Source organism: Pararhizobium sp. O133, from assembly GCF_051669845.1.
Classification (GTDB): Bacteria; Pseudomonadota; Alphaproteobacteria; order Rhizobiales; family Rhizobiaceae; genus Pararhizobium.
This window is the reverse complement of the sequence record NZ_CP196427.1, coordinates 27,637-51,880: the sequence shown is the minus strand read 5'-3', so window position 1 is coordinate 51,880 and position 24,244 is coordinate 27,637. Positions and strand designations below refer to the sequence as shown.

Here is a 24,244-nt window from a genome sequence, read left to right as displayed (position 1 = left end):
TCGACGTTTTTGAAAAGCGCCGCATTCACCGTCGCATCGCAGAACAGCTTGCCGATCTCGGTCTGTTGGACGATCCAGCGGCTCGCATCACGAGCTAACGAGACCTGTGCGCGGGCGTCTTTACTGGCGCGATGATTTATGATTCCCTCAATTTAACAATGGATTGAGGTCTTGGATGTCAGGTCGGCGCATTGGTCAGGAAAAGTTCGGTTTTGCCGTTGATCGCGGCGGCAGTCTTCGTTGGATAAGCTTAGCATGCTGATTGATTGGGGATCTGTCGATCGTGCGCTTGGCGTGGTTTCCTGCTCTGCCAAGGGCGAGCCGGCCTGGCCGCCTCTGGCCTTGTTCAAGGCGATGCTGCTGTCGATCTGGTACGATTTGTCCGACGTCAAGCTTGCCGATGCGCTGGATGACCGAGGATCGTTCCGGCGGTTCTGCGGGTTCTCGATCTCCGAGGCGACGCCAGAGCGAACGGCTTTCGTGCGGTTTCGCAAAGCCCTTGTGGCTGATGGCTTGGACAAGTCCCTGTTCGATGAGATCACCCACCAGCTCAAGGCCAAGGCAATCCAGGTGAAAACCGGCACGCTTGTCGATGCGACCATCATCGCTTCGTTCAGTAAGGATGACGAAGAGGGACATTGGGTCAAGCATAAGGGTCGCCCGGCAGTTCATGGCTTCAAGGCCCATGTCGGTGCTGATGCGGATACAGCCCTTGTCGAGGAGATCGCCGGAACTCCAGCCAACGTAAACGATGGCAAGGCTGGCCCCGATGCCCTGCCCGACAATCCTGGCGAGGTGTTTGCCGACAGCGCCTATCGCGGCAATCATTTCGGTGACGCGGTGCGCGCCAAAGGTGGAACCCCACGAATCGTTGCCAGCGGCATGTGGGGACGGGACGAAGCAGAAACACAGGCACGCCTTGAAGCCTACAATCAACCGATCCACCGCATTCGTGGGCGGATCGAGAAGATCTTTGGGACTTGGAAACGAAGCTACGGCCTTCGCCGGATGCGATGGCGAGGGCTTGCCAAGGCAGGCGTTCAAATCCGCCTCACCGCCATCGCCTATAATATGAAACGGAGTTTGAAGATCATCGCTATGGCCGCATAGCACTCAAAAAACACCACCGGCGCTCACACGAGAGCCGCCAGGGCCAAAGCCGATAACGCCGCGCCGATATCTTCGCATCTTCTCCCGTGAAGCCGAATAGATCAAGGAGAACCAAGGCAATGGAGCTACCGCGCACAGGTCTCTAAAATATCTTCTATCGCCCCCACAATTGCCTCCCCTTTTTTGAGAGAACTATCAACAACTCCCGTAAAAGTCGAAGTGAAAAATACTTCTCGTTATATTTGTGGGCGTTCGCCTTTGCCGCTGGCTCCACGATGTCTCGTTCTGCGATTTCGCATTTACTGGGACCCATTGAATTTGAAACAGTAGCGCGGCGAGCATCAGTTGTTCGGTAGCGATCTCTTGCCGACCTCCCCATGAATTTAAGACTGCCGCTAAACCGCAGCGCGTCGAAAAAAACATGGAAAGGTGCCTTGGACAGGGATTTTCCCTAACCAGCATGAATTAACACAACCTATAGACGCCCACCACAAGATCATATTCAATAGCGACCTAGAGTTAGGTGGGGCACCAAATGCAATCGATAGATCTTCTGGATCAAGCTGAGAACATCCTCGAGCCTGAGGAAGGAATCCCAACTGTAACCATTAGTCCCGACGTCGTCGGATCTATAAATTATGCGTCCTGGCAGAATTCTGTACCCTTCCTGCGGTCCGTCAAAATTACGAACGACACGGCGGAAACTCTTAGCAACCTGAGGCTTGAATTTGATGTAACGCCGGCCTTCTCCAAGCGTAAGATCTGGGCGATCGATAGAATCGCACCCGGCGATAGCATGACTATCTCGGACCGCGTTGTCGAACTCGACCCCGACTATCTCGCCGGCCTCAACGAGGCGGAACGAGGGCGGGCATCGTTCCGCCTAACTGTGGGCGATGCGCTCGTTGCCGAAGCGTTCGAGGATGTTCGTCTGCTGGCCAGAGACGAATGGGGTGGCTTTGGCTCCATGGCCGCACTCCTTGCAGCCTTTGTCATGCCAAACGATCCAGCCATTGCGAAGATTATCAAAGAGGCCGCCAATGTCCTTGGCAATCATGGCCACTCGCCAGCACTTGACGGTTACCAGAGCCAGGATCCTCGGCGGTCCTACATGCTCGGAGCGGCGATCTGGTCGGCCATTTCAGCCAGACGTCTGACCTACGCGGAGCCCCCGCGCAGCTTCGAGAAAAACGGACAGAAGGTCAGGCGCCCAGCAACGATCGTTGAGGATGGGCTAGCCACCTGCCTGGATACAAGTCTCCTGTTTGCAGCCGCGTTGGAAGCAGTGGGCCTGAACCCAGTCATCGTTCTGCTCGACGGCCACGCCTATACCGGTTTCTGGCTTGTGAAGAAGACATTTCCGAACCTTATTGAGACAGACGCTGGAGAGGTTCGCAAGGCGCTGTCCGGCAAGGAACTTGTGACCTTCGAGACCACCGCAGTTACGCACAATCCTCCATCAACCTTTGACGATGCGATGCGTATCGCGCGGACATCGACATCAGAGCAGGAAGAAGATCGCTTTGTTGCGGCTATCGATATCACGCGTGCGCGCATGTCGCAGATCCGTCCGATGGCTTCGCATCAAAAACCTCCCGAGAGCGGAGGGGACGCGAGTGCCGAGGGTGTGGCCTTGCCTCTCCCACCGCTCCCGGACTTTAACGCAATTCCTGCTGATATGGCGGAGGAGAAGCCGACGACAGCGGCGGGACGTATTGATCGGTGGCAACGCAAACTTCTCGATCTGTCGCTGAGAAACAGACTGCTCAATTTTAAGGACAGCAAGCAAGCTGTTCCATTTCTGTGTCCAGATGTGCCTTTTCTTGAAGACCGATTGGCCGAACACGCGCGGATCCGGATCATCTCCCTTCCAGAACAGAACCCTCTCGGTGACCGTGATGAAAAACTTCATTTTCAGGCGACCGGTAAAGATATCAACGTCGAGTTCGCGCTTGGAGCATTGCAACGAGACGAAGTCTCGTCGCCGCTTCCGCCCAAGGATCTTGATGGTCGTTTGACGGAAATCTATCGCCGAGCCCAGAATGATATGGCGGAAGGCGGTTCCAATACCTTGTTCCTGGCCGTCGGCTTTCTGCGATGGAAGAAGTCGCCGGAGGACGTAAAAGCCTATCGCGCGCCATTGCTGCTCGTTCCGGTGAAACTCGAGCGGCGTAGCGCGTCTTCACGATTTCATATCCTGCATCACGAGGATGAGGTCCGCTTCAACTCCACGCTTCTGCAGCTGTTGAAGAAGGACTTCGATCTCCAGCTTCCTCAACTTGAGGGCGCGTTGCCCGTGGATGAGAGCGGTATCGATGTGCCCATGGTCCTCGAGATGGTCCGTCGGGCCGTGCGAGATGTTGCGGGCTTCGAAGTTATCAACGAGACTGCGCTATCGACTTTTTCGTTTGCAAAATTCTTGATGTGGAAGGACCTGGTCGAACGCACGGACTCGCTCCGGCAAAACCGTGTCGTCCGGCATCTGATCGACAGTCCCGAACAGGCATTTGAAGCTGGCGTCTCGACGGCCTTTCCAAGCGAAAGGGACGTCGACCTCAAATATGAGCCCCGGCAATTGGTGACACCGCTTGCGGCGGACTCGTCGCAGCTCGCAGCGACAATGGCAGCGACGGAGGGCCAGGACTTCGTCTTGATCGGTCCGCCCGGTACCGGCAAAAGCCAGACCATTGCGAATATGATCGCCCAATGTCTGTCCGCTAAGAAGAGCGTGCTGTTCGTTGCCGAGAAAACGGCCGCGCTCGATGTCGTATACCGCCGCCTTCGTGAGCACGGCCTCGGCGATTATTGCCTAGAAATCCATTCGAACAAGGCGGAGCGCAAGCAATTCGTTTCTCAATTGAAAGCCTCGTGGGAGGCTGGCACCTCCCATACCGGCGAAGAATGGATCAGGGTCAATGACCGGCTGAAGATTCGCCGTGATGAACTCAACGCCTATGTCGAGGCACTCCATAGACAGAGCCCGAATGGTCTGACAATTTTTGCGGCGATGGGGGTGTTTGTTCGGGGAAAGGACAACTACGCGCCGGAGCTCTCATGGGGCGAGACAATCCGTCACGACCGCGCGAGCTATCAGCGCCTCATGGCATTGATTGCGGAACTCGCTCTGACATTCAGGGCCATCAAACCTGTTCCATCGCTGCGCTACATCAACATTGCTGAATGGTCCGCAAGTTGGGAGAGTCGTTTCCTTGCCCAATCGGACAAGCTTGCAAAGGTAGCCTCTGCACTGCAACCGTCCTTACAGTCGTTTACCTCGCTTTTGGGAATAGAGTCGAAAGCGGACTGTTCGCTGTCCGAATTGAACGAACTTGCAGGCATGGCCGCGGCGCTCCGGTCGGCTTCAAGTGGAAATTACGGTGTTGTTTTCGAACGCCAGTTTGAGCAGCTGAAGAGCTCGATTGCTGGCATTGAGGACGCCATAACGCAATTCAAGGCCGCGGAAGGAAAGCTCAGCGCCGCCTACGCCGAGGATGATCTTGGGCGGATTCCAATCGACGACCTCGATCGCGAATGGCGAGAAGCAAACGCGGCCATCTGGCCAAAGTCCTCATTGGGCAAGCGTCGGGTTCGCAAATTGCTTCAAAGCTACGCAACCTCCGGGCAAGTGGATCCTGACAACGATTTACCCCAACTCCGGGTGATGAAGACGTTCGCCGGTACCGTACAGACGAGTGAACTCGGCAGGCACGCGCCTGATTGGAAGGGAACCCAAACGGACACCACATCTCTCCGTCTTCATTTCGATCAGGCAGCGGCGATGCGATCGGCGCTTGTTCGCCTCGGGCAGATGGCAGGATCCGTTAAAAACATTGCGCAATCCGTCGCTCCTTACCTCAGCCACGGCAGTTCCGATCACCCTTTAAGAGACAGTGCCGATCGGTTTCTCCAGGCGCGCCAAGCATTCATCACCGAGATAAAAGCGTATCGTGAACTGGCGGGCTCCGTTCCAGCGGATGCGGCAAGCACCTCTCTACTCGCAGGCATTTCCCAGGCGATGCAAGAGATTCGCGAAAATCAGTCGGCACTGCAGGCGTGGACGTCCTGGTGTGGTGTCCGCAAGAATGCGGAGGCTCACGGCATTTCGCCGTTTGTCGCAGCACTGGAGGAGGCACACCTGCGGCCGGACCAGCTCGCGGATGCATTCGAACTTTCCTATGCGCGTTGGTGGCTGCCGGCCGCGATAGATGCCGACAACGTCCTGCGGCAGTTCAAGCGCTTCCAGCATGAAGAAGCTCTGCTCGATTTCCGCAAGCTGGATGATCTGGCGCGAGCGAGTGCTGCAAGCGAGGTGCGGCGCAAGCTCGTCAGAGACTTGCCCAAGCCCAATGAAGTGCCGAGGCGATCCGAGTTGGGGCTGCTCCGGCATCAGATGGAATTACAGCGGCCGAGCAAGTCTATTCGGGAAATGATCGCCGGCATGCCGGAAAACTTCGCAAAGCTTGCGCCGTGCCTGTTGATGTCGCCCCTCTCGATCGCCCAATATCTACCTGCCGACCAGGCACTGTTTGACGTCGTCATTTTTGACGAAGCTTCACAGATCACGACCTGGGACGCGATCGGCGCCTTGGCCCGAGGGAAGCAGGCGATCATCGTCGGCGATCCTAAACAGCTTCCGCCGACCAATTTCTTTGGCCGGGCGGATGGCGGTGAGGATGACCCAGATATTCAGGAATATGAGAAGGATCTCGAGAGCATTCTGGATGAGGCTAAAGCCTCCGGCCTGCCGGTTTTGCAACTGAACTGGCATTATCGCAGCCAGCATGAATCCCTTATCGCCTTCTCGAACTGGCACTACTATGGCAACCGGCTGGTCACCTTTCCGTCACCAGTCACGGAGGACCGTGCCGTCTCGCTCCGGCATCTCCCCAACGCAATTTATGATCGCGGCAAAAGCCGCACAAACAAAGCGGAAGCGGAAGCCATTGCCAATGACGCCACGGCAAGGATGCTTGCTTGGCTGAACCTTCCCGAGAGCGTGCGGCCGACTCTGGGCGTCATTACCTTTAACAGTCAGCAGCAGTCGTTGATCGAGGACTTGCTTGATCAAAAGAGGCGCGATCATCCGGAGATCGAATGGTTTTTTGCCAAAGAGCGGATTGAGCCGACTGTCATCAAGAATCTGGAGAACGTGCAAGGTGATGAACGCGACGTCATGCTGTTCTCGATCACGTTTGGCCATGATTATGCCGGCAAATTGACGATGACGTTCGGGGCATTGAATGGAGACGGTGGCGAGCGGCGTCTCAACGTTGCTGTCACCCGCGCCCGACAGGAGCTGATGGTTTATTCCTCGGTCACAGCCGACAAGATCGACACGGGACGAACAAAGGCCATCGGCGTCATCATCTCAAGACGTTTCTTGATTTTGCCGAGCGCGGTGCCATTGCACTGCCGGCGGTACAGAAGGGGTCAGTTGGATCATTCGATTCACCTTTCGAGGAAGCTGTTGCCGCCGCACTTGATGGGAGGGGTTGGACAACCGTTCCACAGATCGGCGTCTCGGGCTTTCGAGTGGACCTTGGAATTGTCCATCCGGACAAGCCTGGTGCATTTCTGGCAGGCATCGAATGCGACGGAGCGACCTACCACCGCTCTGCGACCGCCCGTGATCGCGACAAAATCCGGGAACAGATTCTACGTGGTCTTGGTTGGAATATCCTCAGAATCTGGTCCCCGGATTGGTGGTACGACAAGAACGGTGCGACTGACCGACTTCACGAGGCACTCCAGCAGCTGGTCCTCGCAGGTCGCGAGCAGGAGGCCGAGAAAAACGTGGTTGATGCCGCTCAAACAGTGCAAGCCGACAGTGGCATGACGGCGTCGCCGGAATTCAATTTGGAGGAATTACTGTCGGCAGACGACAGCGCGGCGTTTCAGCAGACCGCCGTGGATGTCCCGATTGTAGCCGCTGACAGGGATGAAATCCCGTTCGTTCAGGAAATCAACACTCCCATGTCAATGCCGGTTTCAGCAAATGATGCTGAGGCGCGTGCCAAGTTCCGGCGAGCCAACCTTTCGATATTCAAAGCGGAGCCGGACGCCTTTTTTGACTTCAGCTACCGCTCGGCTGTAGACGAAATGCTTGCTGCTGTCGTGGGCGCCGAGGCGCCGGTCCGCGACGACGTCCTGGCGCAAAGGATTGCAAGGGCTCATGGTTGGTTGCGGACGGGCAATCGCATCCGCGAGAAGATTGAACGTCACCTCGGTGCTTTTGACGTCACGGAAGACAGTGCGGGTCGATTCATCTGGCTGAAAGGTAGCGTAACGACGGTCGTGGATTATCGTCCCGCTGAGACAGAGAGCGATCGCCGTCCAGTGACAGACATCTCTCTGCCGGAGTTGATTGGCTTTGTGCGTCAATATCCTCTGGCCCTGGAAGAGCCAGATCCGGCGCTCGTGTTTGCGCGATTGCTAGGCCTTGAACGTCTAGCTGCCAGTAGTCGTGCCCGCCTGGATGAAGCGATTACTGCTGCAAAAGGTTTCCTCGAGGAGGAAGGCCACAATCATGAGAACCCCGGAAAGTAAACGTCTCCTCCGACAAGGATGGTTCCGCGCGGCATTTGTCATGGGGGGCTCGTCGCATCTACGGCGTCAGAAGCGGCCAGCAAGCCCTGTAGCGGTCGTAAGGGTGGGGTCGATCGTTGCCAGGGAGAAACTTTCATCTGCAGAGATGGCTCCGTTAGCGCGAGCAAAAAATCATGCATGGCCACCATGGGAACAGCCGCACTCTTGGGCGGAGCATCGGAAAAAATGACGCCGACCCCATCCGACGACTGCTCATGCAGGTCTGGGAAATTCTGTGTCGGATCAAGAGGTGGGCATTATTGCCTGTCTGACAGCGGCAAGAAAAGTTACCTGAAAAAGTCAAGACGAGCTTGAGGTCACGCCTTTGAAAGCTAACATTTTCATTGACCTGTGGTAGTTGGGATTTACATGGTCGTGGGTTCGAATTCGTTCAAGAGCTTAGGCTCAGACCCTATTGATTAAGCCTCTTCCCAATTTGGCTGGGTTTTGATTCACTCACGGCAGGAGGATTTTGCCATGAGTGATTTGTTTTTGCTGACGCCATCACAGTTTGGCCGGATCAGGCCCTATTTTCCGCTGGCTCACGGCATCCCGCGCGTTGACGACCGCCGGGTGGTGAGCGGTATTATTTACGTTTTAAAACATGGACTTCAGTGGAAAGATGCGCCGAAAGAATATGGTCCGCACAAGACGCTCTACAATCGCTTCATTCGCTGGAGCGAGTTGGGCGTCTTCAACCGGATCTTCGAAGCGCTTGCGGGCAAAGCCGGTCAGCCTGACAGGCTGATGATCGATGCCACCCATTTGAAAGCTCACCGAACCGCAGCCAGTCTGCAAAAAAAGGGGCTCTTTCCCGCTGTATCGGACGAACAAAAGGCGGCCTGAATTCCAAGCTGCATGCCGTCACCGATGGGCTGGGACGACCTTTGCTGTTCTTCCTCACCGCAGGCAATGCCAGCGACTATCAGGGTGCACGACACCTTCTCGATCGTCTGCCAAACGCCAGGGAACTGCTGGCAGATCGTGGCTACGATGCCGATTGGTTTCGCAACGGACTGAAAGACAAAGGAATTTCACCCTGCATTCCCCCGCGCAAGAAACGCAGGAACCCAGCCGACTACGACAAAATCCTCTACAGGCAACGCCATCGCATCGAGAACATGTTCGGCAGGATCAAGGATTGGAGGCGCATCGCGACCAGATACGACCGATGTGCCCACACATTCTTCTCAGCAATCCTCATCGCAGCAACCTGCTGCTATTGGCTCGATTAATGAGTCCTGAGCCTAGAGAAAGCCACATGCTTTTCGATAGCAATGACCCGTAGCTACCTCCACTTCAAGACGATGAACGGTTCACCAATGTTGCGTTTCATAATGCCGGCATAGAGCATTTCTGGCTCGTCGGGCGTCGTATGATGGATCAATCCATCGAGCGGAATTCTCTCTTCGGCAAGCCAAGTCAGAGCGCGAGAGAAGCCGCTGAAAATGGAATGCGGCGAATTGTTGTAGCCCTCCAGCAACTCCTCCCACAGGAAGCTGCGGTCGTGCATGGGCAACTCCCACTCCCATCCTGACCGGAGCGTGACATGTTTGAAGAAGACGGCATTCGTAACGTCGTGGGCGGTGAGGTCGGTGTACTTTCGCCAGGGCACGCCGACGAGAACGACCTCGCCCATCCGGCGAACGATGTTGCAGGCCTCCAATACCGCACCTTCGTGGCCTGAACAATCAACGGCCAACGCGACCCGGCCCTGCATCTCCGGATCGTCGAGCGGCATCGCCGCGCGGGTATCGGCGATACCGCTTTGTTCAAGCTGTCTCCGCCGCAAGGCATCGGGATCCACGACCGTCACGCGGTAACCGCCAATCCGGAACAGATGGGCGGCGAGGAAGCCCACGGGGCCTGCGCCTGTGACGACGACGCGATCGCCCGGTCGCGCCGTCGTTGTCATCAAGGTCGTCATCGAAACACCCATCAGGCGCGCGATGACGGCAGTTTCCGGTGCCATACCCTCCGGCAGGCGAAGCGTGTTCTCGGCCGTGTGCGTCTGCGTCGATCGATGGCATCCCATCGCAAAGCGTCGTTCACCCCGCTTCACGCCCGTAACGCCCTCGCCAATCTCCTCGATTTCGAAGACCGCGGCATAGCCCGGCCGGATGGGGAAGGTGTCGCCATTGGCCCAGCCGATCTCCGTGCCCTGGCTGATCAGCGTGCAGAGCGTTCGCCCGCGGATTTCGCCACGTTGCAACGGGAGATCGTCGTAGGATTGGAGTGTGAAGGTCTGGCGGGCGGGAATGATGATTTCTGACGGCATGACAGAGCTTTCAGGAAAGGAGGGTGCTACCGGTCGCCGCATCGAAAAGATGCAACCCGGCCGCATTGAAGGTGACGTCGATCGACGCGTCGTTCGCCGGCCGGCTGGCGGCAGGAACCTGGGCGATCAGTTCGTGGGGACCGACCCTGAGGTCGAGAAGCGCGTCGTCGCCGAGATATTCGGTCACCTCGACGGTGGCGCGCAGGGTGCCTGTTGTATCCGATGCCGTCAGCGTGACGTCCGATGGCCGAATGCCGATGAGCACCGCCTGACCCTCGGTTGCGCGGCTGGCGAAACGGTCGGGCAGGGGAAGAGTGAAGGCTTCCGCCTGCAACTTGCCGCCCATCAGACGCGCCTGCACGAGGTTCATGGCCGGACTTCCGATGAATGTCGCGACGAAGGTATTGGCGGGGCGCGTGTAGACATCCTCGGGGCTGCCCACCTGCTCGACATGGCCATCGCGCATGATGACGATCTTGTCGGCCAGCGTCATGGCCTCTACCTGATCATGGGTGACATAGAGCACGGTGGTGCCAAGCCGCTTGTGCAGCTTGCCGATCTCCCAGCGCACCTGCGTGCGCAGTTTCGCATCGAGGTTTGACAGGGGCTCGTCGAACAGGAAGACGTCGGGTGTCCGTACCATGGCGCGGCCCATCGCGACACGCTGGCGCTGGCCGCCCGACAGCGCCGAGGGTTTGCGTGCCAGAAGCGCGTCGAGGCCGAGAATGGCGGCGGTCTCGCGGACGCGGCGGTCGACTTCGCCAGGCGCGAGTTTCAGGGGGCGCAAGGCGAATTCCATGTTCTGCCGCACGGTCATGTGCGGATAGAGCGCATAGTTCTGGAACACCATGGCGATGCCGCGATCCTTCGGCGCCACGTCGTTGACGACGCGCCCGCCGATCGAGAGCTTTCCGCCGGATACGTCTTCCAGTCCGGCGACCATACGCAGGGTCGTGGTTTTTCCGCACCCCGAGGGCCCCAGAAGTACGACGAATTCCCCCTGCTCGATCGTCAGGTCGATGCCGTGCACGACTTCGAACGCGCCGTAACGCTTGACCACTTTTTCCAATGCGATGGACGACATGCGTCTCTCCTTACTTGACTGAGCCCATCGTCAGGCCGCGCACCAGCCAACGCTGGCAGGTCAGCACGAAAACGACGCCGGGAATGAGGATGATGAAGGAACCGGCCATGATGCGGCCCCACTGGACGGCATCGGACGACCAGAAGGACATGACGGCGACAGTGGCGGTCTGCGCCTTGGAACCCGTCAGCATCAGGGCGAAGAGGAACTCGTTCCAGGAGAAGATGAAACAGAACACCGCCGAGACCGCGAGACCGGGTGCGGCGAGCGGCAGTGTCACCCGCCAGAAGGTTTCGAGGATGCCGTAGCCATCGACCATTGCCGCTTCTTCGAGGGCCGAGGGGACCTCGTCGAAGAACCCCTTCATCAGCCAGACGACCAGCGGGATGTTGGCGGTGGAATAGACGATGATCAGCGCCAGCGGCGTATCGAGCAGGCCGACGGTCTTGAAGATGATGTAGTAGGGCACGACCACCGTGATCGGCGGAAACATGCGCAGCGACAGAATCCAGAAGGCGACATCGTTCATGCGCCGGTGTCTGATGCGGCTGATGGCATAGGCGGCGAGCGATCCGAAGACGAGACTGATCGCTGTCGAACCAAGGGCAACGATCAGGCTGTTGGCGATAAATTTCAGGAACGGCCGCGCCGTGAAGAGCACGTGATAATGCTCCCAGGTCGGCGTGAAGAAGAAGGCCGGCGGCTTCTGGAACATGATCGGCGCGGGTTTCACCGACGAGGAGGCGACGAGATAGATCGGCGTCAGGAAGACGATCAGCACCACGGCGAGAAGCAGATAGATGAGAATGGCCTGACGGGTGGAGGGCTTGTTCATGGGACTACTCCACGGCCGCGCGGTCGCGGTTCAGCGACTTGAAGAAGAAGGTGACGAGGATGGTGATGATGGCGAGCGAGACGAAGGAGGCGGCAGCACCCATGCCCATGCGCCAGAACGTGAAGGATTCTCGATAGATGAACATGGAGAGCACTTCGGTGGAATCGCCCGGCCCACCCTTCGTCAGCACGAAGATGATGTCATAGATCTTGAAGGCGTCGATCGCGCGCAGGAACATCAGGCTGATGAGGACGGGCTTCAACTGGGGCAGCGTCACGCGCCAGAACACGTCCCATCGTGAATTGCCATCGATCATCGCGGCCTCGTAGGGCTCGGGCGATAGTGAATGCAGAGCAGCCGCGGTGCCCATCATGATGAAAGGCGTCCATTGCCAGATATCGGCAATGGCGATTGCCCAGAGCGCCCAGCTGGTGGTGGTGATCCAGCCGACGCCGGAAATGCCGACGACGCTGAGGAAATAATTGAGGTAGCCGAGTTCCGGGAAGTAGAGGAACAGCCAGACGAGCCCCACGATAACGGGCGAGATCATCATCGGGATCAGGAGAAGCGTTCGCGCAACGCCCATGCCGGGCAGGCGCTGCGTGACGAGAAGCGCGATTCCGACACCGAGCACGAGCTGGATCGAGAGCGTCATCGTCATCAGCTTCAGCGTCGTCAAAAGTGCATGCAGGAACGTGCCGGAGGACAGGATCTCGGCATAGTTCGCCCAGCCGACGAAGACACGCGGGATGAAGGGCTTGGCGAGGTCGTAGTTACGGAACGACAACCATCCCGCATAGAGCATCGGGTAGATCGTCGTGAGGAAAAGGACGGCGACGACGGGCAGCAGGAAAACAAGGAAGATGCGCCTGTTGCGCGTTGTTTGATAGGCCATGTCGGAACTCCGGCGGTCAGGGAGCGCCGCCCCTGGGAGGCAGGGGCGGCGCGGCGAACGTGCGCGTCAGTCGGCAAGGACTTTCGCGGGCACGTCGTCGATCCAGCGCAGAAGCGTCTCTTTCGGGAACATCTTCAGACGGGAGTTGACCGCGTTGCAGGCCGTGGTCAGGGCCTCCTCGGCCGTTGCGGTTTCTCCCGCCATGAACTTGTTCAGTTCGACACCGAAAGTTTCTTCGACGTCCTGATAGAAGGGGTGGAATATCCGGCGCTTGGCATTCATCTGGCTGTCGAGCAGGACCTTGTAGTAGGGATATTTCTGCTGCAGGCCGGGATCGGAGAGGATCGCCTTGCGGAACTGGCTGACGCCATTGCCCTCGTTGGCGAAGCGTCGCATCAGTTCCTCACTCGTCGACCACTTGATGAAGGCCCAGGCGGCTTCCTTTTCCTTGTCCGAAACCTTGGCGTTGATGGCGAAGGAGAGGGCACCGGTATAGGTCGGCTCGGCCTTGCCGCCGTCCGTCGGGTTGGCGGCAAAGCCGGCCTTGCCGATTTCCGCGAGCTTGGCTTCGGCGGGATTGGTCAGGCGCACCGAACGGACCGACCAGTAGGCGGCCTGCGCTGCCTCGCCGCGCTCCATGTAGCCGGACTGGATGTCCCACATCAGGCCGAGATAGTCCGGCGGGTTGAAGGGGATCAGCGATTTCATGTATTCGGCCGCCTTGATATGCGGTTCACCCGTCATGGCGCAGAGGCCGGTCGCCGGATCCCAATAGTCGCCGCCGAACGAACGCATGAACGGAAAGTAGTCATGCGTGATGGCGCCCTGCACGCGGCTGTAGGACTGGCTGACACCGTAGAGGTCGTTTTCCAGCGGCTTGCCCCCGGCATTCGCGCCTCTCTTGCGGGTGAAGAATTCGGCGATGTCGCGGTACTGGTCCCAGGTGGTGGGCGCGGCAAGGTCATAGCCGTATTTCGCCTTGAACGCCGCCTGCTCTTCGGTGTTTTCGAAGAGGTCGGCGCGATACTGGTTAAGCCAGGTCATGCCGGATGCCGGGAAGGCGAGAAGCTGGCCCTGCCAGGTGTTTTCCTGCAGCTGGATGGGGATGATGTCGTCGAGTTTGATTTCTGCCGCGTCACGCTTGGCGAAGTCTGTGAGATCGACGAGGGCGCCGGCCTCACCGAGCATGCCAACCCAGGGGCTGTCGACCCAGAGCAACTGATAGGACGGCGAGTCGGAGCTCGCCTCGATGATGATCTTGTCGACAAGGCCCGGATAGGGAAGCATGTCGATCTGAACCTTCGCGCCGGTGAGGGCTTCGAATTCCCCGACGATCGGGGCAAGGCGGGTAACCGACGTGTCGCCGATGCCGAGCATCTTGAGTTCGACGCCTTCAAACGGTTTTTCTGCCATGGCCGAGCCCGATGTCGCGATGCAAAGCGCTGTGGCATAGGCCAATGTTCGTATGCTTCTCATTCTTTCCTCCTCCGTTATCCCGCTGCTGAAACGTTTCACCAATCAGCAAAACGGCATGCGGTGCGGGGCCGCATGCGGCAATATCAGTTGTTTGCGGGCGACCATTGTGCGGGGCCGCCTGCGCGCTCGGCACCCAGCGGTCCATCCATGCTGACGATTTCGATGAACTGCCCCCACGGTGCCTTCAGATAGCACCATGTCAGTCCCTCCATGGGGCCGCCATCGACATAGGTCGGCCCATCCAGCACATCGATATTTTCGGCGCGAAGCCGATCGGCCGCGGCGTTGCAATCGTCCACCTGGAAGGCGAGGTGATAGCCGCCGGGCTGGCTGTTACGCTTCAGCGGCGCGTCGGGTTCGGCATCGCCGGAATAGCGGAAGATCTCGAGATTCGTACCGTTGCCGACACGCAGCACCCGGATGTCCTCGATGCGCGTATTGCCCGCCACGCCGAGACGGCGTCGCATATACTCGTCATCGACGTCGACGAGACCGGTCGACAGGCACTCCACAGCACCGAACAGTTTCGTGAAAAACGTCACGGCTTCGTCAAGATCGGGCACCGTGAAGCCCACATGCTGCATTCCATAGACCTTCATGAAGTCCTCCCATTGTTAGAAAAATCAGGCCAGTTCCCGCTGCCGGCCTAGCGCCTCCTTCAGGTCGGCCGCAGGCAGGGGTGGCAGGCCGCGAATGAGATCGCTGGCCTTTTCGCCGATCATGATCGTCGGCGCGTTGGTGTTCGACGAATTGATGCGCGGCATGATAGAAGCATCGCAGACCCTGAGGCCTGCAATGCCCCGCACACGCAGCTCAGGATCGACCACCGCCATGTCATCCGTTCCCATGCGGCAGGTGCCAACCGGATGGTGATCGGTCTTGGCCATGCGGCACGCGTAGTCGAACAGAGCTTCCCGGTCCTTCACGGCATCTCCCGGCAGCACCTCGTGACGCAGATACGGGCGCAGCGCAGGCTGGCGCAGGATCTCGCGTGCCATCTCCAGGCCCCGCAACGACATTTCGCGATCATACGGATCGGACCAGTAGTTCGGGTCGATCAGAGGCGCTCCCAGCGGATCGGCCGAAGCGAGGCTCACGGTACCGCGCGAGCGCGGCCGCATGATTGCCGAGTTGAGGGTGATGCCCCAGCCATTGATCGTGGCGATGCCCTTCTCGATGCCGGATCCCTGACCGAGATGAAACTGGATGTCTGGCCAGGTTGAATCGGGATCGGCGTACCAGAAGCCGCCCGTCTCGAAGAGCGAGGAGGCGACCGGCCCGGACTTCAGGGTGAGATATTGCAGACCGGCGGCAATCATCCGGTCGGGCCGCAGAACCCCGTCATAGGAATGGGGTCCGGTGCATTCGGCCAGCACGCAGATATCGATGTGGTCCTGCAAGTTTTCGCCGACGCCCGGCAGGTGATGCCGAACCTCGATGCCGACGCTGCGCAGATGATCGGCCGGTCCGATACCCGACAGCATCAGCAGACGCGGCGAGCCGATGGCGCCGGCCGCCAGGATCACTTCCCGGCGCGCATGACGAACGGTTCCGTCCATCATCTCGACGCCGGTCGCCCGGCCTTCGGCAACAATAATCCGACGCACCTGGGATCCCGTCTCAACCGTCAGATTTCGACGCGGTTCGGCGCCGCGAAGGTAGGTTCCCGCGACGGAAGACCGTCGGGCATCCCGTTGCGTCAACTGATAGAACCCGACGCCGGCCTGATTGCACCCATTGAAATCGGGATTGTAGGGCATGCCCCATTGCTGCCCGGCGCGTACGAAGGCCTCGCAAATCGGCAGCGTGGCTCGCGGCATCGACACGCCGAGCGGGCCCTCCGTGCCGTGAAATGGGTCGGCAAACCGCTCGTTTCCTTCGGCGCGTTTGAAGTAGGGCAGGACATCGCGGTATCCCCAACCGGCGCAACCGTGCTCCTCGGCCCAGCCATCATAATCGCGACGGTTCCCGCGAGTATAGATCTGGGCATTGATGCTCGAGCCACCGCCGATCACTTTTGCCTGGGTGAACCAGAGCACGCGATCCTGCAGATGCTTTTGAGGCACGGTGGACCAGCCCCAGCTGGCGATTCCCTTCGTCATCTTGGCAAAACCGGCCGGCCAGTGAAACAGAACCGATCGGTCACGCCCGCCTGCCTCCAGCAGGAGAGCCGTCGCATCGGCGTCCTCCGTCAGCCGCGCTGCAAGGACGCAGCCCGCCGAGCCGCCGCCGACGATAATATAATCCGTCGCTATCATTTGCTTCCTAGTATGTAACTAGTCCGTTACTTGAAACGTTTAACCAAACGCGCTCGCCAGTCAAGGGGCTTGTGCGGGCGAATTGCAGATTCAGGGGGAGATGACGGATTTGCGGCGGACGAGCGAAGGGTCGAGCCTGTGGCGCGGGGCAGGTTCGTCGCTCACGGAGACCTTGCGAAGGGCGATCTCGGCAGAGGTGCGGCCGATCAGTGCCGGCCGGATATCGACCGTCGTGAGTTCCGGCTCCAGGATGCGGCCCTGCGGGATGTTGTCGAAGCCGACGATGGAGATGTCGCCTCCGACGGTCATGCCCAGCTTGCGGGCGGCGCGATAGGCTCCAGACGCCTGATCGTCGTTGAAGCAGATCACTGCATTCGGCAAAATACCTTGGGACGCCAGCAGAAGCATTTTCTCCTCGGCGAAGTCCGGGTGCAGAAGCCCCGGTACCATCCGGCAGGCTGCTTCAGGTAGGTTTCTATCGGCGAGCGCCTGGCGAATGCCGGCGCAACGGCCGTCCCATGTGGTGGTGTGTTGGTAGCCGCCGATAAAGACCATCGAGCGGTGTCCCGCCGACAGCAGGCAATCGGCCGCGAGGTAGCCGGACTTTTCGTCATCGACGCCGACGAATGCGGCCTTGCTGCCGACGACATCGCGGACGCAGACGACCAGCCGCAGCCCATGGGCGAGCACCGGTGCCAAATCTTCGGCAGTGGTGCCGTGAACGGGGGAGAGGATGACACTGCCGACACCCTGCGCGACCATGGACGCGAGGAGTTGTTCCTGCCGGACGAGGTCGTTCTGGGCTGTTGCGAGGAGCGTCAGGCCGCCGGATTCGTAGATCGTGGCTTCCAGGGAGGCGACGAGTTCGCTGAAAAACGGGTTGACGATATTGTTGAGAATGACGCCGACGAGATTGGATTTGCCTGTGCGAAGACGGGCTGCCGAAGCGTCGCGAATAAAACCCAGCGCATCCGCCACTTCAAGCACACGCTTGCGCGTCGCCTCGGAAGGCCGCCCGGTTCCAGACAGGACATAGGAGGCCGTCGCGACGGATACGCCGGCTGCGGCCGCGACTTCCTTGATGCCCGATCGCTTCATGGCATGGCTTGCAGACAGATCATGTTAAACCGTGACCAGCCGCATGATCGTCTCGATATTGAACTGGATGCGCTGTTCAAGCGCGTCCTTCGCCATGAGATCGCGCCCATAGATGATCGTACCGGTAAAGCGGTTCGTCAGGTAGTAGTAGCCGACGGCCGCAATGGTGATGTTGAGTTGCACCGGATCGACGCCGTCGCGGAAAACGCCCGCTTTGACGCCACGCTCGAGAATGCTTGAAACCAGGTTGACGAGCTTGCGGCTCGAAACCTTGATGATCTCCGATTTCTTGAGATGTTTGGCGCGGTGCAGGTTCTCGCTGTTGACGAGGGTGAGGAATTCCGGGTTCTTCAGATAATATTCCCAGGTGAATCGCACCAGTTTTTCGAGCGCCGCCGTCGGGTTAAGATCTTCCAGATGCAGCTTCTGCTCGGCGCTGCGGATGTCGAGATAAGCGTCCTCGAGAACGGTCTGGAACAGGCCTTCCTTGCTCTCGAAATAGTGGTAGATCATGCGCTTGTTGGCCTTGGCCTTCTCGGCGATATCATCCACCCGTGCGCCGCCTAAGCCGTTCTTCGCAAATTCTTTTTTTGCAGCGTCGAGGATGCGCGCCTTGGTGGCTTCGGCGTCGCGAATGCGGGGCTTGCGCCCCGGCTTTTCTGTCTGTTCGCCGGTCATGTTTTCAGCCCGTTCTCTGACGCAGTCGTGATGTCTCTCCCGCAACTCATACACGCACGCATTGCCATCCGTCAAAGCCGGTCGATGCGATTGCCTGTTGCCATCCTCCTGAAAACCACTTGACTTGGGTGAGTTTAAAGAAGTAACTAGTTAGTGCGTTAAGCGGCGAAGCAGACACGCTGGAGCGTCCGGCCCGAGGGCAGGGCTCTCCTTTTCTGCAGTCGGGTCAGCGGTAGCGCGAGAAGCGATTTCAATCGGGGATTTGGGAGGAACCAATGTCGACCTTTATCAAGGATTTCATCGAGCGGGAGACGCTCAGCCGTCGCAACTTTCTGTTTGCGACCGCAGCCGGCATGGGCGCAGCGGCCGTGCCCGGCCTGTTTGGCAGTGGTAGCGCCCGCGCCGCGCTGACGGATCCGGCGATTGCCTGGAGCTACCGCGACCGCGCATCGGCCTACTGGAACTCGGTTGTTTCGGGTGGCGAGGCCTTCGTGGAATCGCTCGGCAAGCCGACGAGCGCGCTGATCAGCCTCATCAACGAGGGCTCGACCGAAAAGTCGCTCGCCGACATCAAGGCCTTCCTTGCCAAGAACAACGGCAATTGCGCCATCGCCTGCGATGCCAATGACAGCCCGAACGCCCGCCCGGTCGTCGAGGCCGTCCAGTCCGCCGGTGCCTATATCTCTACGATCTGGAACAAGACAGACGACCTGCATCCCTGGGATTTCGGCGACAACTACGTTTCGCACATGACCTGGTCGGATGAGAAGCCGGCGGAAGAAACCGCCCGCATTCTCTTCGAAGCCATGGGCGGCGAAGGCGGTGTGGTCCATCTTGGCGGCATTGCGGCCAACAACCCGGCCGTCGAGCGCCTTGCGGGCCTCAAGAATGCGCTGAAGGACTTTCCGAAGATCGAACTGCTCGATGCGCAGCCGGCCGACTGGGATACCCAGAAGGGTGCCGCGCTGATGGCCTCGTTCCTCACGCGCCACGGCGACAAGATCAAGGGCGTGCATTGCGCCAATGACAACATCGCCTATGGCGTCATCGAGGCGCTGCGCGCCGAGGGCATCGAGAACATGCCGATCGTTGCTTATGACGGCAATCCGGAAGCGGTGCAGATGGTCATGGACGGCCAGCTTCTCGCCACCGTCTTCACCAATCCGCATTGGGGCGGCGGCATCAGCGCGGCCCTTGCCTATCACGCGGCCATCGGCACCTTCAAACCCTCCGAGGAGCCGAAGGAGCACCGCGAATTCTACGGCCCGACGATCCTCGTCACCGCCAAGGACGCGGCGGAATTCAAGGCGAAATATCTCGATTCCGTTCCGGTCTACGACTGGAAGGATTTCTGGGGGCCGTCGAACGGCCAGATCCAGTACAAGTCCTGAGCGGGTATGGCGGCAGCCATCGGCTGCCGCCGCTTCTCCTTCGTAATTTTATTAGAGGGGTGTCTGACGTGACACGTCGCCTATCGCGCGAAACCTTGATCAAGTGGGCGCCGCTGCTGGTGCTGATCGCGCTGGTGATCTTCTTCACCGCGCTCAACCCGACCTTCTTTTCGTTGCGGAACTTTGCCCGTATCGCGATGGCGGCAGCCCCCGCGCTCATGGTCGCCGTCGGCGTCACTTTCATCATCGTCATGGGATCGATCGACCTTTCCATGGAAGGAACGGTTTCACTCACTGCCGTCTCGTTCGCCTTTATTTTCGCCCAACTAGGCGGATCGCTCGCAGGTTTTGGCTGGATCGCCATCCCGCTGGTTCTCGTCCTCGGTGGACTGATCGGGCTTTTGAACGGGCTGGTGCATGTCAAACTGAAAATCCCATCCTTCATGGCGAGCCTAGCCATGGGCTTCGTCGGCACGGGTGCGGCGATCCTGCTCACCGGCGGCGACATCGTTAAGGTCAGCGACCCCATCTTCCGCGGCCTGCTCACCGTGCGCTGGCTCGGTTTTCCGCTGATGATCTACGTCGCGGCGTTCTTCCTCTTCATCGGCTGGTTCATCCAGACGCACACGACGCTCGGCCGCAATTTCTATGCCGTCGGCGGCGGTGAGGATCTGGCCCATGCGTCGGGTCTCAACGTCACCCGTGTGCGCGTCACCGGCTTTGCCCTTGCCGGCGTCTTCTACGCGATCGCTGCGATCCTCGTCGTCGCTCGTATCGGGCAGGCGGAGTCCGTGACGGGCGCGAACTTCATGTTCGTCTCCATCACGTCCGTGGTCGTTGGTGGCGTGGCGCTCTGGGGCGGCATCGGTGGTGTGTGGAATGCGCTCGTCGGCGTGCTGATCGTCAATGTCATCGACAACGGCATGGTCGTCATCGGCCTGCCCGATTTCCTCCAGGACGGTGTGCTCGGGCTCCTCGTCATTCTTGCAGTGGTGCTGTCCACCGACCGCAAGATGGTTTCCTTCGTGAAGTGAGGCGCACCATGTACGAGCTGAAATCCGTCGACAAGAAATTCCCCGGCGTCCATGCGCTGAAATCCATCGATTTCCATATCAAACGTGGCGAGATCGTCGGCCTCGTCGGTGAAAACGGCGCCGGCAAGTCCACCCTGATGAAGGTCATCTACGGCGCCTATCAGCCGGATGGCGGACAGGTCCTCATCAACGGCTCCGCCGTTCGCTTTTCCAATCCGCGCCAGGCGATGGAAAAGGGCATCGGGATGGTGTTCCAGGAGCAGTCCCTGATCCCCAACCTCACCGTCATGGAAAACATCTTCCTTGGCTACGAGCGCCAGTTCGTACGCTTCGGCGTCGTCGACTGGAAGGCGATGGCGAATGCCGCCAGGGCTCAGCTTGCCAAGGTGAAGCTCGATATCGACCCGGCGACCGTGACGTCGAAACTGTCCTTCGTTCAGCGCCAGCTTGTCGAACTCGCCAAGGTTCTGACACTCGAAGAGCGGGTGAAGGGCGATCTCGTCATTCTGCTCGATGAGCCGACCTCCGTTCTGTCCAAGGACGAGGTGCAACTGCTCTTCAAGCTCGTCCGCGAGCTGACGACCCGCGCGTCCTTCATCTTCGTCTCGCACCGTATGGACGAGGTGATGGAGCTGTCCGACCGCATCTACGTCATGAAGGACGGCGAGGTGGTCGACGTGGTCGAGCGCGGTGGCGCAACGGCGGAAGCGATCCAGCACAGGATGGTCGGTCGCAACGTCGACAAGCAATATTATCGCGAGCACCTGCAGACGCCGTTCGATCACTCGAAAGTGCTGGTCGAGATGATGGGCGTCGGTCTGCCGGGCCGCATTGAGGACATTTCGTTCAAGGTGCACGCCGGCGAAGTTCTGTGTCTCGTCGGCACGGAAGGATCCGGTCGCGAGGCGATCCTGCGCACGATCTACGGCATGCTGACACCAGTGACCGGCCACCTCAAGATCAAGGGGGTGGATGCGAACGGATATTCGCCGCGTCAGTCGGTCGGCAGCGGTGTCGGTTATGTGCCGCGCGAGCGCAAGATCGAGGGTATCGTCGCCGGCATGAATGTCTACGAGAACATGACACTCTCGCAGATGAAGAACCATTCCAGCAATGGTGTCCTGCGCGTCGCCGAAGAGCGGGCGCTGGCGCGCGACTGGATCAAGAAACTCTCGATCAAGGCGCATTCGGAATTTGCCGATTGCGGCAATCTCTCGGGCGGCAACCAGCAGAAGGTCGTGCTTGCCAAGTGGCGTTCGGGCGGCTCCGATATCATGCTTCTCGACCACCCGACACGCGGCCTCGACATCGGCGCGAAGGAAGACGTCTACGACATGATCCGCGCGATGAGTGCGGCGGGCGTCGGCATCGTGCTCGTCGCCGACACGTTGGAAGAGGCGATCGGCCTCTCGCACACCATCATCGTCGTCAAGGACGGGCGCATGCAGAAGGAATTTGCGTGCGAACCGGGCGCCAAGCCCACGCCCTTCGACCTGCTGCACTACATGATCTGAGGGACAAGATGGATATTCAGCGCCTTAAACCGCACCTGCCCTGGATCACGCTCGCCGTGCTCGTCGCGATCGTCGGCATCAACGATCCGGGCTTCCTGCGTCCCTCCAACCTGCTCGGCATTGCCGGTGATATCGTGCCGCTGTTCATCATGGCGCTCGGGCTCACCTTCGCCATCTATATCGGCGGCATCGACCTTTCGGCCCAGTCCATGGCGAACATGGTGACGGTCGTCGCCTCGGTCTATCTTGCGTCGATGGGTGCGTGGGTTGCCGTGCTCTGCGTGCTCGCCGGCTTCCTGCTTGGCATGCTCTCCGGCTACGTCACAACACGCCTTTTCGTGCCGTCCTTCATCTCGACGCTCGCCGTCGGCGGTGTCGCCTTCTCGATCGCGCAATGGCTTTCGGGCCAGCGGGCGCTCAACATGGATGCGACGCAGCGTAACGAGACCTTCGGCTGGATGATCGGCCGCACCTGGGGCGTGCCGCATGAGCTGCTGATTGCCGCCGTGCTCGTCGCGATCTGCCTTTTCATCGAACGACGGACGACGCTCGGCCGCGCCTTGAAAGCCGTCGGTGCCGGCGAGCTTGCCGCCGCCGCCTCCGGCCTCAACGTCGCGCGCTACAAGATCCTCGCCTTCGCGATTTCCGGTGCGCTTGCCGCCATCGCCGGCCTGCTCTTCGCTGTAAAACTTTCGGGCGGTGCGCCGACGATTGCCAACGGCTTCCTGCTGCCGGCCATCGTTGCCGTTCTTGTCGGCGGCACGCCGCTGACGGGCGGCGTGGGCGGCGTGGTCAATACGGTGATCGGTACGCTTATCGTCGCCGTCATCCGCGCATCGATGCTCTATTTCGAGATTGACGCGACACGCCAGCAGATCGTCTTCGGCATCGTGCTCATCGTCGCCATCGCGCTCACCATCGACCGCGCCAAGCTGCGCACCGTGAAGTGAGGGATCGCGATGAACACCATGCGCGCTGCCGTCCTGATCGCGCCAAAGCGCTTCGAACTGCGTGACGTTCCAGTTCCGGCCATCGGGCCGGAGGATGTCCTGGTGCGGGTGACGCGCACCGGCATCTGCGGCACGGACATTCACATCTTCAACGGTCACTACGCCGCCGACAAACTGCCGCTGATCCCCGGTCATGAGTTCTGCGGAACGATCGCAGAGCGCGGCGTCAATGTCCGACATCTGGCCCTCGGCGCGCGCGTCGTTGTCGACATCAATATCGGCTGCGGCACCTGCTTCTGGTGCCGTCGCAATGAGGTGCTGAACTGCGCCGAAGTCACCCAGGTCGGCATTGGCAGGGACGGCGGCTTTGCCGAGTTCGTCGCTGTGCCCGCACGCCTTGCGATTCCCGTCGAAGCCGATATCCCTGACGATATCCTGGCCCTCACCGAGCCGGTCGCCTGCGTCGTTCGCGCAGCGCGCAAGGCGAAGGTGACGTTCGGACAGTCCGTGGTCATTTTCGGCGCCGGGCCGATCGGCAATCTGCATGTGCAGATGATGCGGCTTGTCGGCGCTGCGCCCATCATCGTCGCCGATCTCTCGGCCGATCGCTGCCGCATGGCGCTCGAAGCGGGGGCGGATGCTGCGGTGTCCGATCCGGCGGAGCTGAAGGCCACCGTGCTTCGGATGACCGGCGGGCGCGGTGCGGACTTTGTCATCGAAAGTGTAGGCAATCGAAAACTCTACGAGCAGGCCTTTGACCTGGCACGCCGCGGCGGACATGTCGCTTTCTTCGGCATCACCCCGCCGGGCGAAACGGTACCCGTCGATATCCTCCGCACGGTTCTGGAGGAGGGCAGCCTCAAGGGATCCGTTGCCGGCATGGGAGAGGATATGCACGATGCACTGACCCTCCTGTCGCACGGCCGGTTCCGCACGGACGATTTCATCAAGGCGAGCTTTTCCTTGGACAATATCCAGGAGGCTTTCGAAACCCTCGGCGACCGGCCGCAGGACCTGAAGACCCAGATCGCCATAGCGGCATAAGACCTATCGAAGTG

General features: G+C 59.6%; 17 protein-coding genes and 2 pseudogenes. 10 read left to right on the top strand and 9 right to left on the bottom strand.

The genetic code is table 11. The annotated features are described in order from the left end of the window. Positions 1-255: 255 nt before the first annotated feature. From ACST81_RS22725 to ACST81_RS22705, 5 genes and pseudogenes are all read left to right on the top strand, one after another. The gene (locus ACST81_RS22725; RefSeq protein WP_438754261.1) at positions 256-1,110 is read left to right on the top strand and encodes an IS5 family transposase; all 855 of its coding nucleotides are present in this window, start codon (positions 256-258) and stop codon (positions 1,108-1,110) included. 535 nt (positions 1,111-1,645) lie between these two features. Then, positions 1,646-6,361, top strand: a pseudogene (locus ACST81_RS22720) (DUF4011 domain-containing protein); the annotation flags it as partial. Continuing rightward, positions 6,325-6,798, top strand: a pseudogene (locus ACST81_RS22715) (hypothetical protein); the annotation flags it as partial. The pseudogenes ACST81_RS22720 and ACST81_RS22715, both read left to right, overlap by 37 nt. 105 nt (positions 6,799-6,903) lie before the next feature. Continuing rightward, positions 6,904-7,656, top strand: a complete 753-nt coding sequence (locus ACST81_RS22710; protein ID WP_438754259.1) for a DUF3320 domain-containing protein — start codon at positions 6,904-6,906, stop codon at positions 7,654-7,656. Positions 7,657-8,172: 516 nt separating this feature from the next. Further along, positions 8,173-8,930, top strand: a protein-coding gene (locus tag ACST81_RS22705; RefSeq protein WP_438754257.1) for an IS5 family transposase whose coding sequence is annotated in 2 segments (ribosomal slippage) — positions 8,173-8,506 and positions 8,506-8,930 — 759 coding nt in all. Because the reading frame shifts where the segments join, the coding sequence is not laid out codon by codon here. Positions 8,931-8,983: 53 nt separating this feature from the next. Here the strand turns inward: ACST81_RS22705 and ACST81_RS22700 are convergent. The 9 genes from ACST81_RS22700 to ACST81_RS22660 form a co-directional block, all read right to left on the bottom strand. Continuing rightward, positions 8,984-9,973, bottom strand: coding sequence for a zinc-dependent alcohol dehydrogenase (locus tag ACST81_RS22700; protein ID WP_438754256.1), 990 nt, complete (start codon positions 9,971-9,973; stop codon positions 8,984-8,986). A gap of 10 nt (positions 9,974-9,983) precedes the next feature. Beyond that, positions 9,984-11,057: an ABC transporter ATP-binding protein gene (locus ACST81_RS22695; RefSeq protein ID WP_438754254.1), complete on the bottom strand. Its 1,074-nt coding sequence runs from the start codon at positions 11,055-11,057 to the stop codon at positions 9,984-9,986. A gap of 10 nt (positions 11,058-11,067) precedes the next feature. Next, positions 11,068-11,892 (bottom strand): carbohydrate ABC transporter permease, encoded by an 825-nt coding sequence (locus tag ACST81_RS22690; protein ID WP_257947107.1) that lies wholly within the window; start codon positions 11,890-11,892, stop codon positions 11,068-11,070. A 4-nt stretch (positions 11,893-11,896) separates the two neighbouring features. Then, a complete protein-coding gene (locus ACST81_RS22685) occupies positions 11,897-12,787 on the bottom strand; it encodes a carbohydrate ABC transporter permease (protein ID WP_438754251.1) in 891 nt (296 codons plus the stop codon). A 66-nt stretch (positions 12,788-12,853) separates the two neighbouring features. After that, the gene (locus tag ACST81_RS22680; RefSeq protein ID WP_438754249.1) at positions 12,854-14,263 is read right to left on the bottom strand and encodes an ABC transporter substrate-binding protein; all 1,410 of its coding nucleotides are present in this window, start codon (positions 14,261-14,263) and stop codon (positions 12,854-12,856) included. Positions 14,264-14,346: 83 nt separating this feature from the next. Continuing rightward, positions 14,347-14,862: a VOC family protein gene (locus ACST81_RS22675; protein ID WP_438754247.1), complete on the bottom strand. Its 516-nt coding sequence runs from the start codon at positions 14,860-14,862 to the stop codon at positions 14,347-14,349. A 24-nt stretch (positions 14,863-14,886) separates the two neighbouring features. Then, the gene (locus ACST81_RS22670) at positions 14,887-16,518 is read right to left on the bottom strand and encodes a GMC family oxidoreductase (RefSeq protein WP_438754597.1); all 1,632 of its coding nucleotides are present in this window, start codon (positions 16,516-16,518) and stop codon (positions 14,887-14,889) included. A gap of 93 nt (positions 16,519-16,611) precedes the next feature. Continuing rightward, on the bottom strand, positions 16,612-17,619 hold the full coding sequence (locus tag ACST81_RS22665; RefSeq protein WP_438754245.1) for a LacI family DNA-binding transcriptional regulator: 1,008 nt from the start codon (positions 17,617-17,619) through the stop codon (positions 16,612-16,614). A gap of 24 nt (positions 17,620-17,643) precedes the next feature. Continuing rightward, complete coding sequence (locus tag ACST81_RS22660; RefSeq protein WP_438754244.1) at positions 17,644-18,297, bottom strand: TetR/AcrR family transcriptional regulator; 654 nt, start codon at positions 18,295-18,297, stop codon at positions 17,644-17,646. Between the two features lie 275 nt (positions 18,298-18,572). Here ACST81_RS22660 and ACST81_RS22655 point away from each other — a divergent pair, with 275 nt between their 5' ends. From ACST81_RS22655 to ACST81_RS22635, 5 genes are all read left to right on the top strand, one after another. Next, positions 18,573-19,688, top strand: coding sequence for a sugar ABC transporter substrate-binding protein (locus ACST81_RS22655; protein WP_438754242.1), 1,116 nt, complete (start codon positions 18,573-18,575; stop codon positions 19,686-19,688). A 68-nt stretch (positions 19,689-19,756) separates the two neighbouring features. Then, positions 19,757-20,722 (top strand): ABC transporter permease, encoded by a 966-nt coding sequence (locus tag ACST81_RS22650; RefSeq protein ID WP_438754240.1) that lies wholly within the window; start codon positions 19,757-19,759, stop codon positions 20,720-20,722. An 8-nt stretch (positions 20,723-20,730) separates the two neighbouring features. Beyond that, positions 20,731-22,236: a sugar ABC transporter ATP-binding protein gene (locus ACST81_RS22645; protein ID WP_438754238.1), complete on the top strand. Its 1,506-nt coding sequence runs from the start codon at positions 20,731-20,733 to the stop codon at positions 22,234-22,236. A gap of 8 nt (positions 22,237-22,244) precedes the next feature. Further along, positions 22,245-23,186, top strand: coding sequence for an ABC transporter permease (locus ACST81_RS22640; protein ID WP_438754236.1), 942 nt, complete (start codon positions 22,245-22,247; stop codon positions 23,184-23,186). A 9-nt stretch (positions 23,187-23,195) separates the two neighbouring features. Next, the gene (locus ACST81_RS22635; protein ID WP_438754234.1) at positions 23,196-24,230 is read left to right on the top strand and encodes a zinc-dependent alcohol dehydrogenase; all 1,035 of its coding nucleotides are present in this window, start codon (positions 23,196-23,198) and stop codon (positions 24,228-24,230) included. Positions 24,231-24,244 lie beyond the last annotated feature (14 nt).

Coding starts and splice junctions, on each gene's coding strand:
- ACST81_RS22725 (WP_438754261.1), top strand. CDS start 256: ATGCTGATTGATTGGGGATCTGTCGATCGTGCGCTTGGCGTGGTTTCC.
- ACST81_RS22700 (WP_438754256.1), bottom strand. CDS start 9,973: ATGCCGTCAGAAATCATCATTCCCGCCCGCCAGACCTTCACACTCCAA.
- ACST81_RS22695 (WP_438754254.1), bottom strand. CDS start 11,057: ATGTCGTCCATCGCATTGGAAAAAGTGGTCAAGCGTTACGGCGCGTTC.
- ACST81_RS22690 (WP_257947107.1), bottom strand. CDS start 11,892: ATGAACAAGCCCTCCACCCGTCAGGCCATTCTCATCTATCTGCTTCTC.
- ACST81_RS22685 (WP_438754251.1), bottom strand. CDS start 12,787: ATGGCCTATCAAACAACGCGCAACAGGCGCATCTTCCTTGTTTTCCTG.
- ACST81_RS22680 (WP_438754249.1), bottom strand. CDS start 14,263: ATGAGAAGCATACGAACATTGGCCTATGCCACAGCGCTTTGCATCGCG.
- ACST81_RS22675 (WP_438754247.1), bottom strand. CDS start 14,862: ATGAAGGTCTATGGAATGCAGCATGTGGGCTTCACGGTGCCCGATCTT.
- ACST81_RS22665 (WP_438754245.1), bottom strand. CDS start 17,619: ATGAAGCGATCGGGCATCAAGGAAGTCGCGGCCGCAGCCGGCGTATCC.
- ACST81_RS22660 (WP_438754244.1), bottom strand. CDS start 18,297: ATGACCGGCGAACAGACAGAAAAGCCGGGGCGCAAGCCCCGCATTCGC.
- ACST81_RS22655 (WP_438754242.1), top strand. CDS start 18,573: ATGTCGACCTTTATCAAGGATTTCATCGAGCGGGAGACGCTCAGCCGT.
- ACST81_RS22645 (WP_438754238.1), top strand. CDS start 20,731: ATGTACGAGCTGAAATCCGTCGACAAGAAATTCCCCGGCGTCCATGCG.
- ACST81_RS22640 (WP_438754236.1), top strand. CDS start 22,245: ATGGATATTCAGCGCCTTAAACCGCACCTGCCCTGGATCACGCTCGCC.
- ACST81_RS22635 (WP_438754234.1), top strand. CDS start 23,196: ATGAACACCATGCGCGCTGCCGTCCTGATCGCGCCAAAGCGCTTCGAA.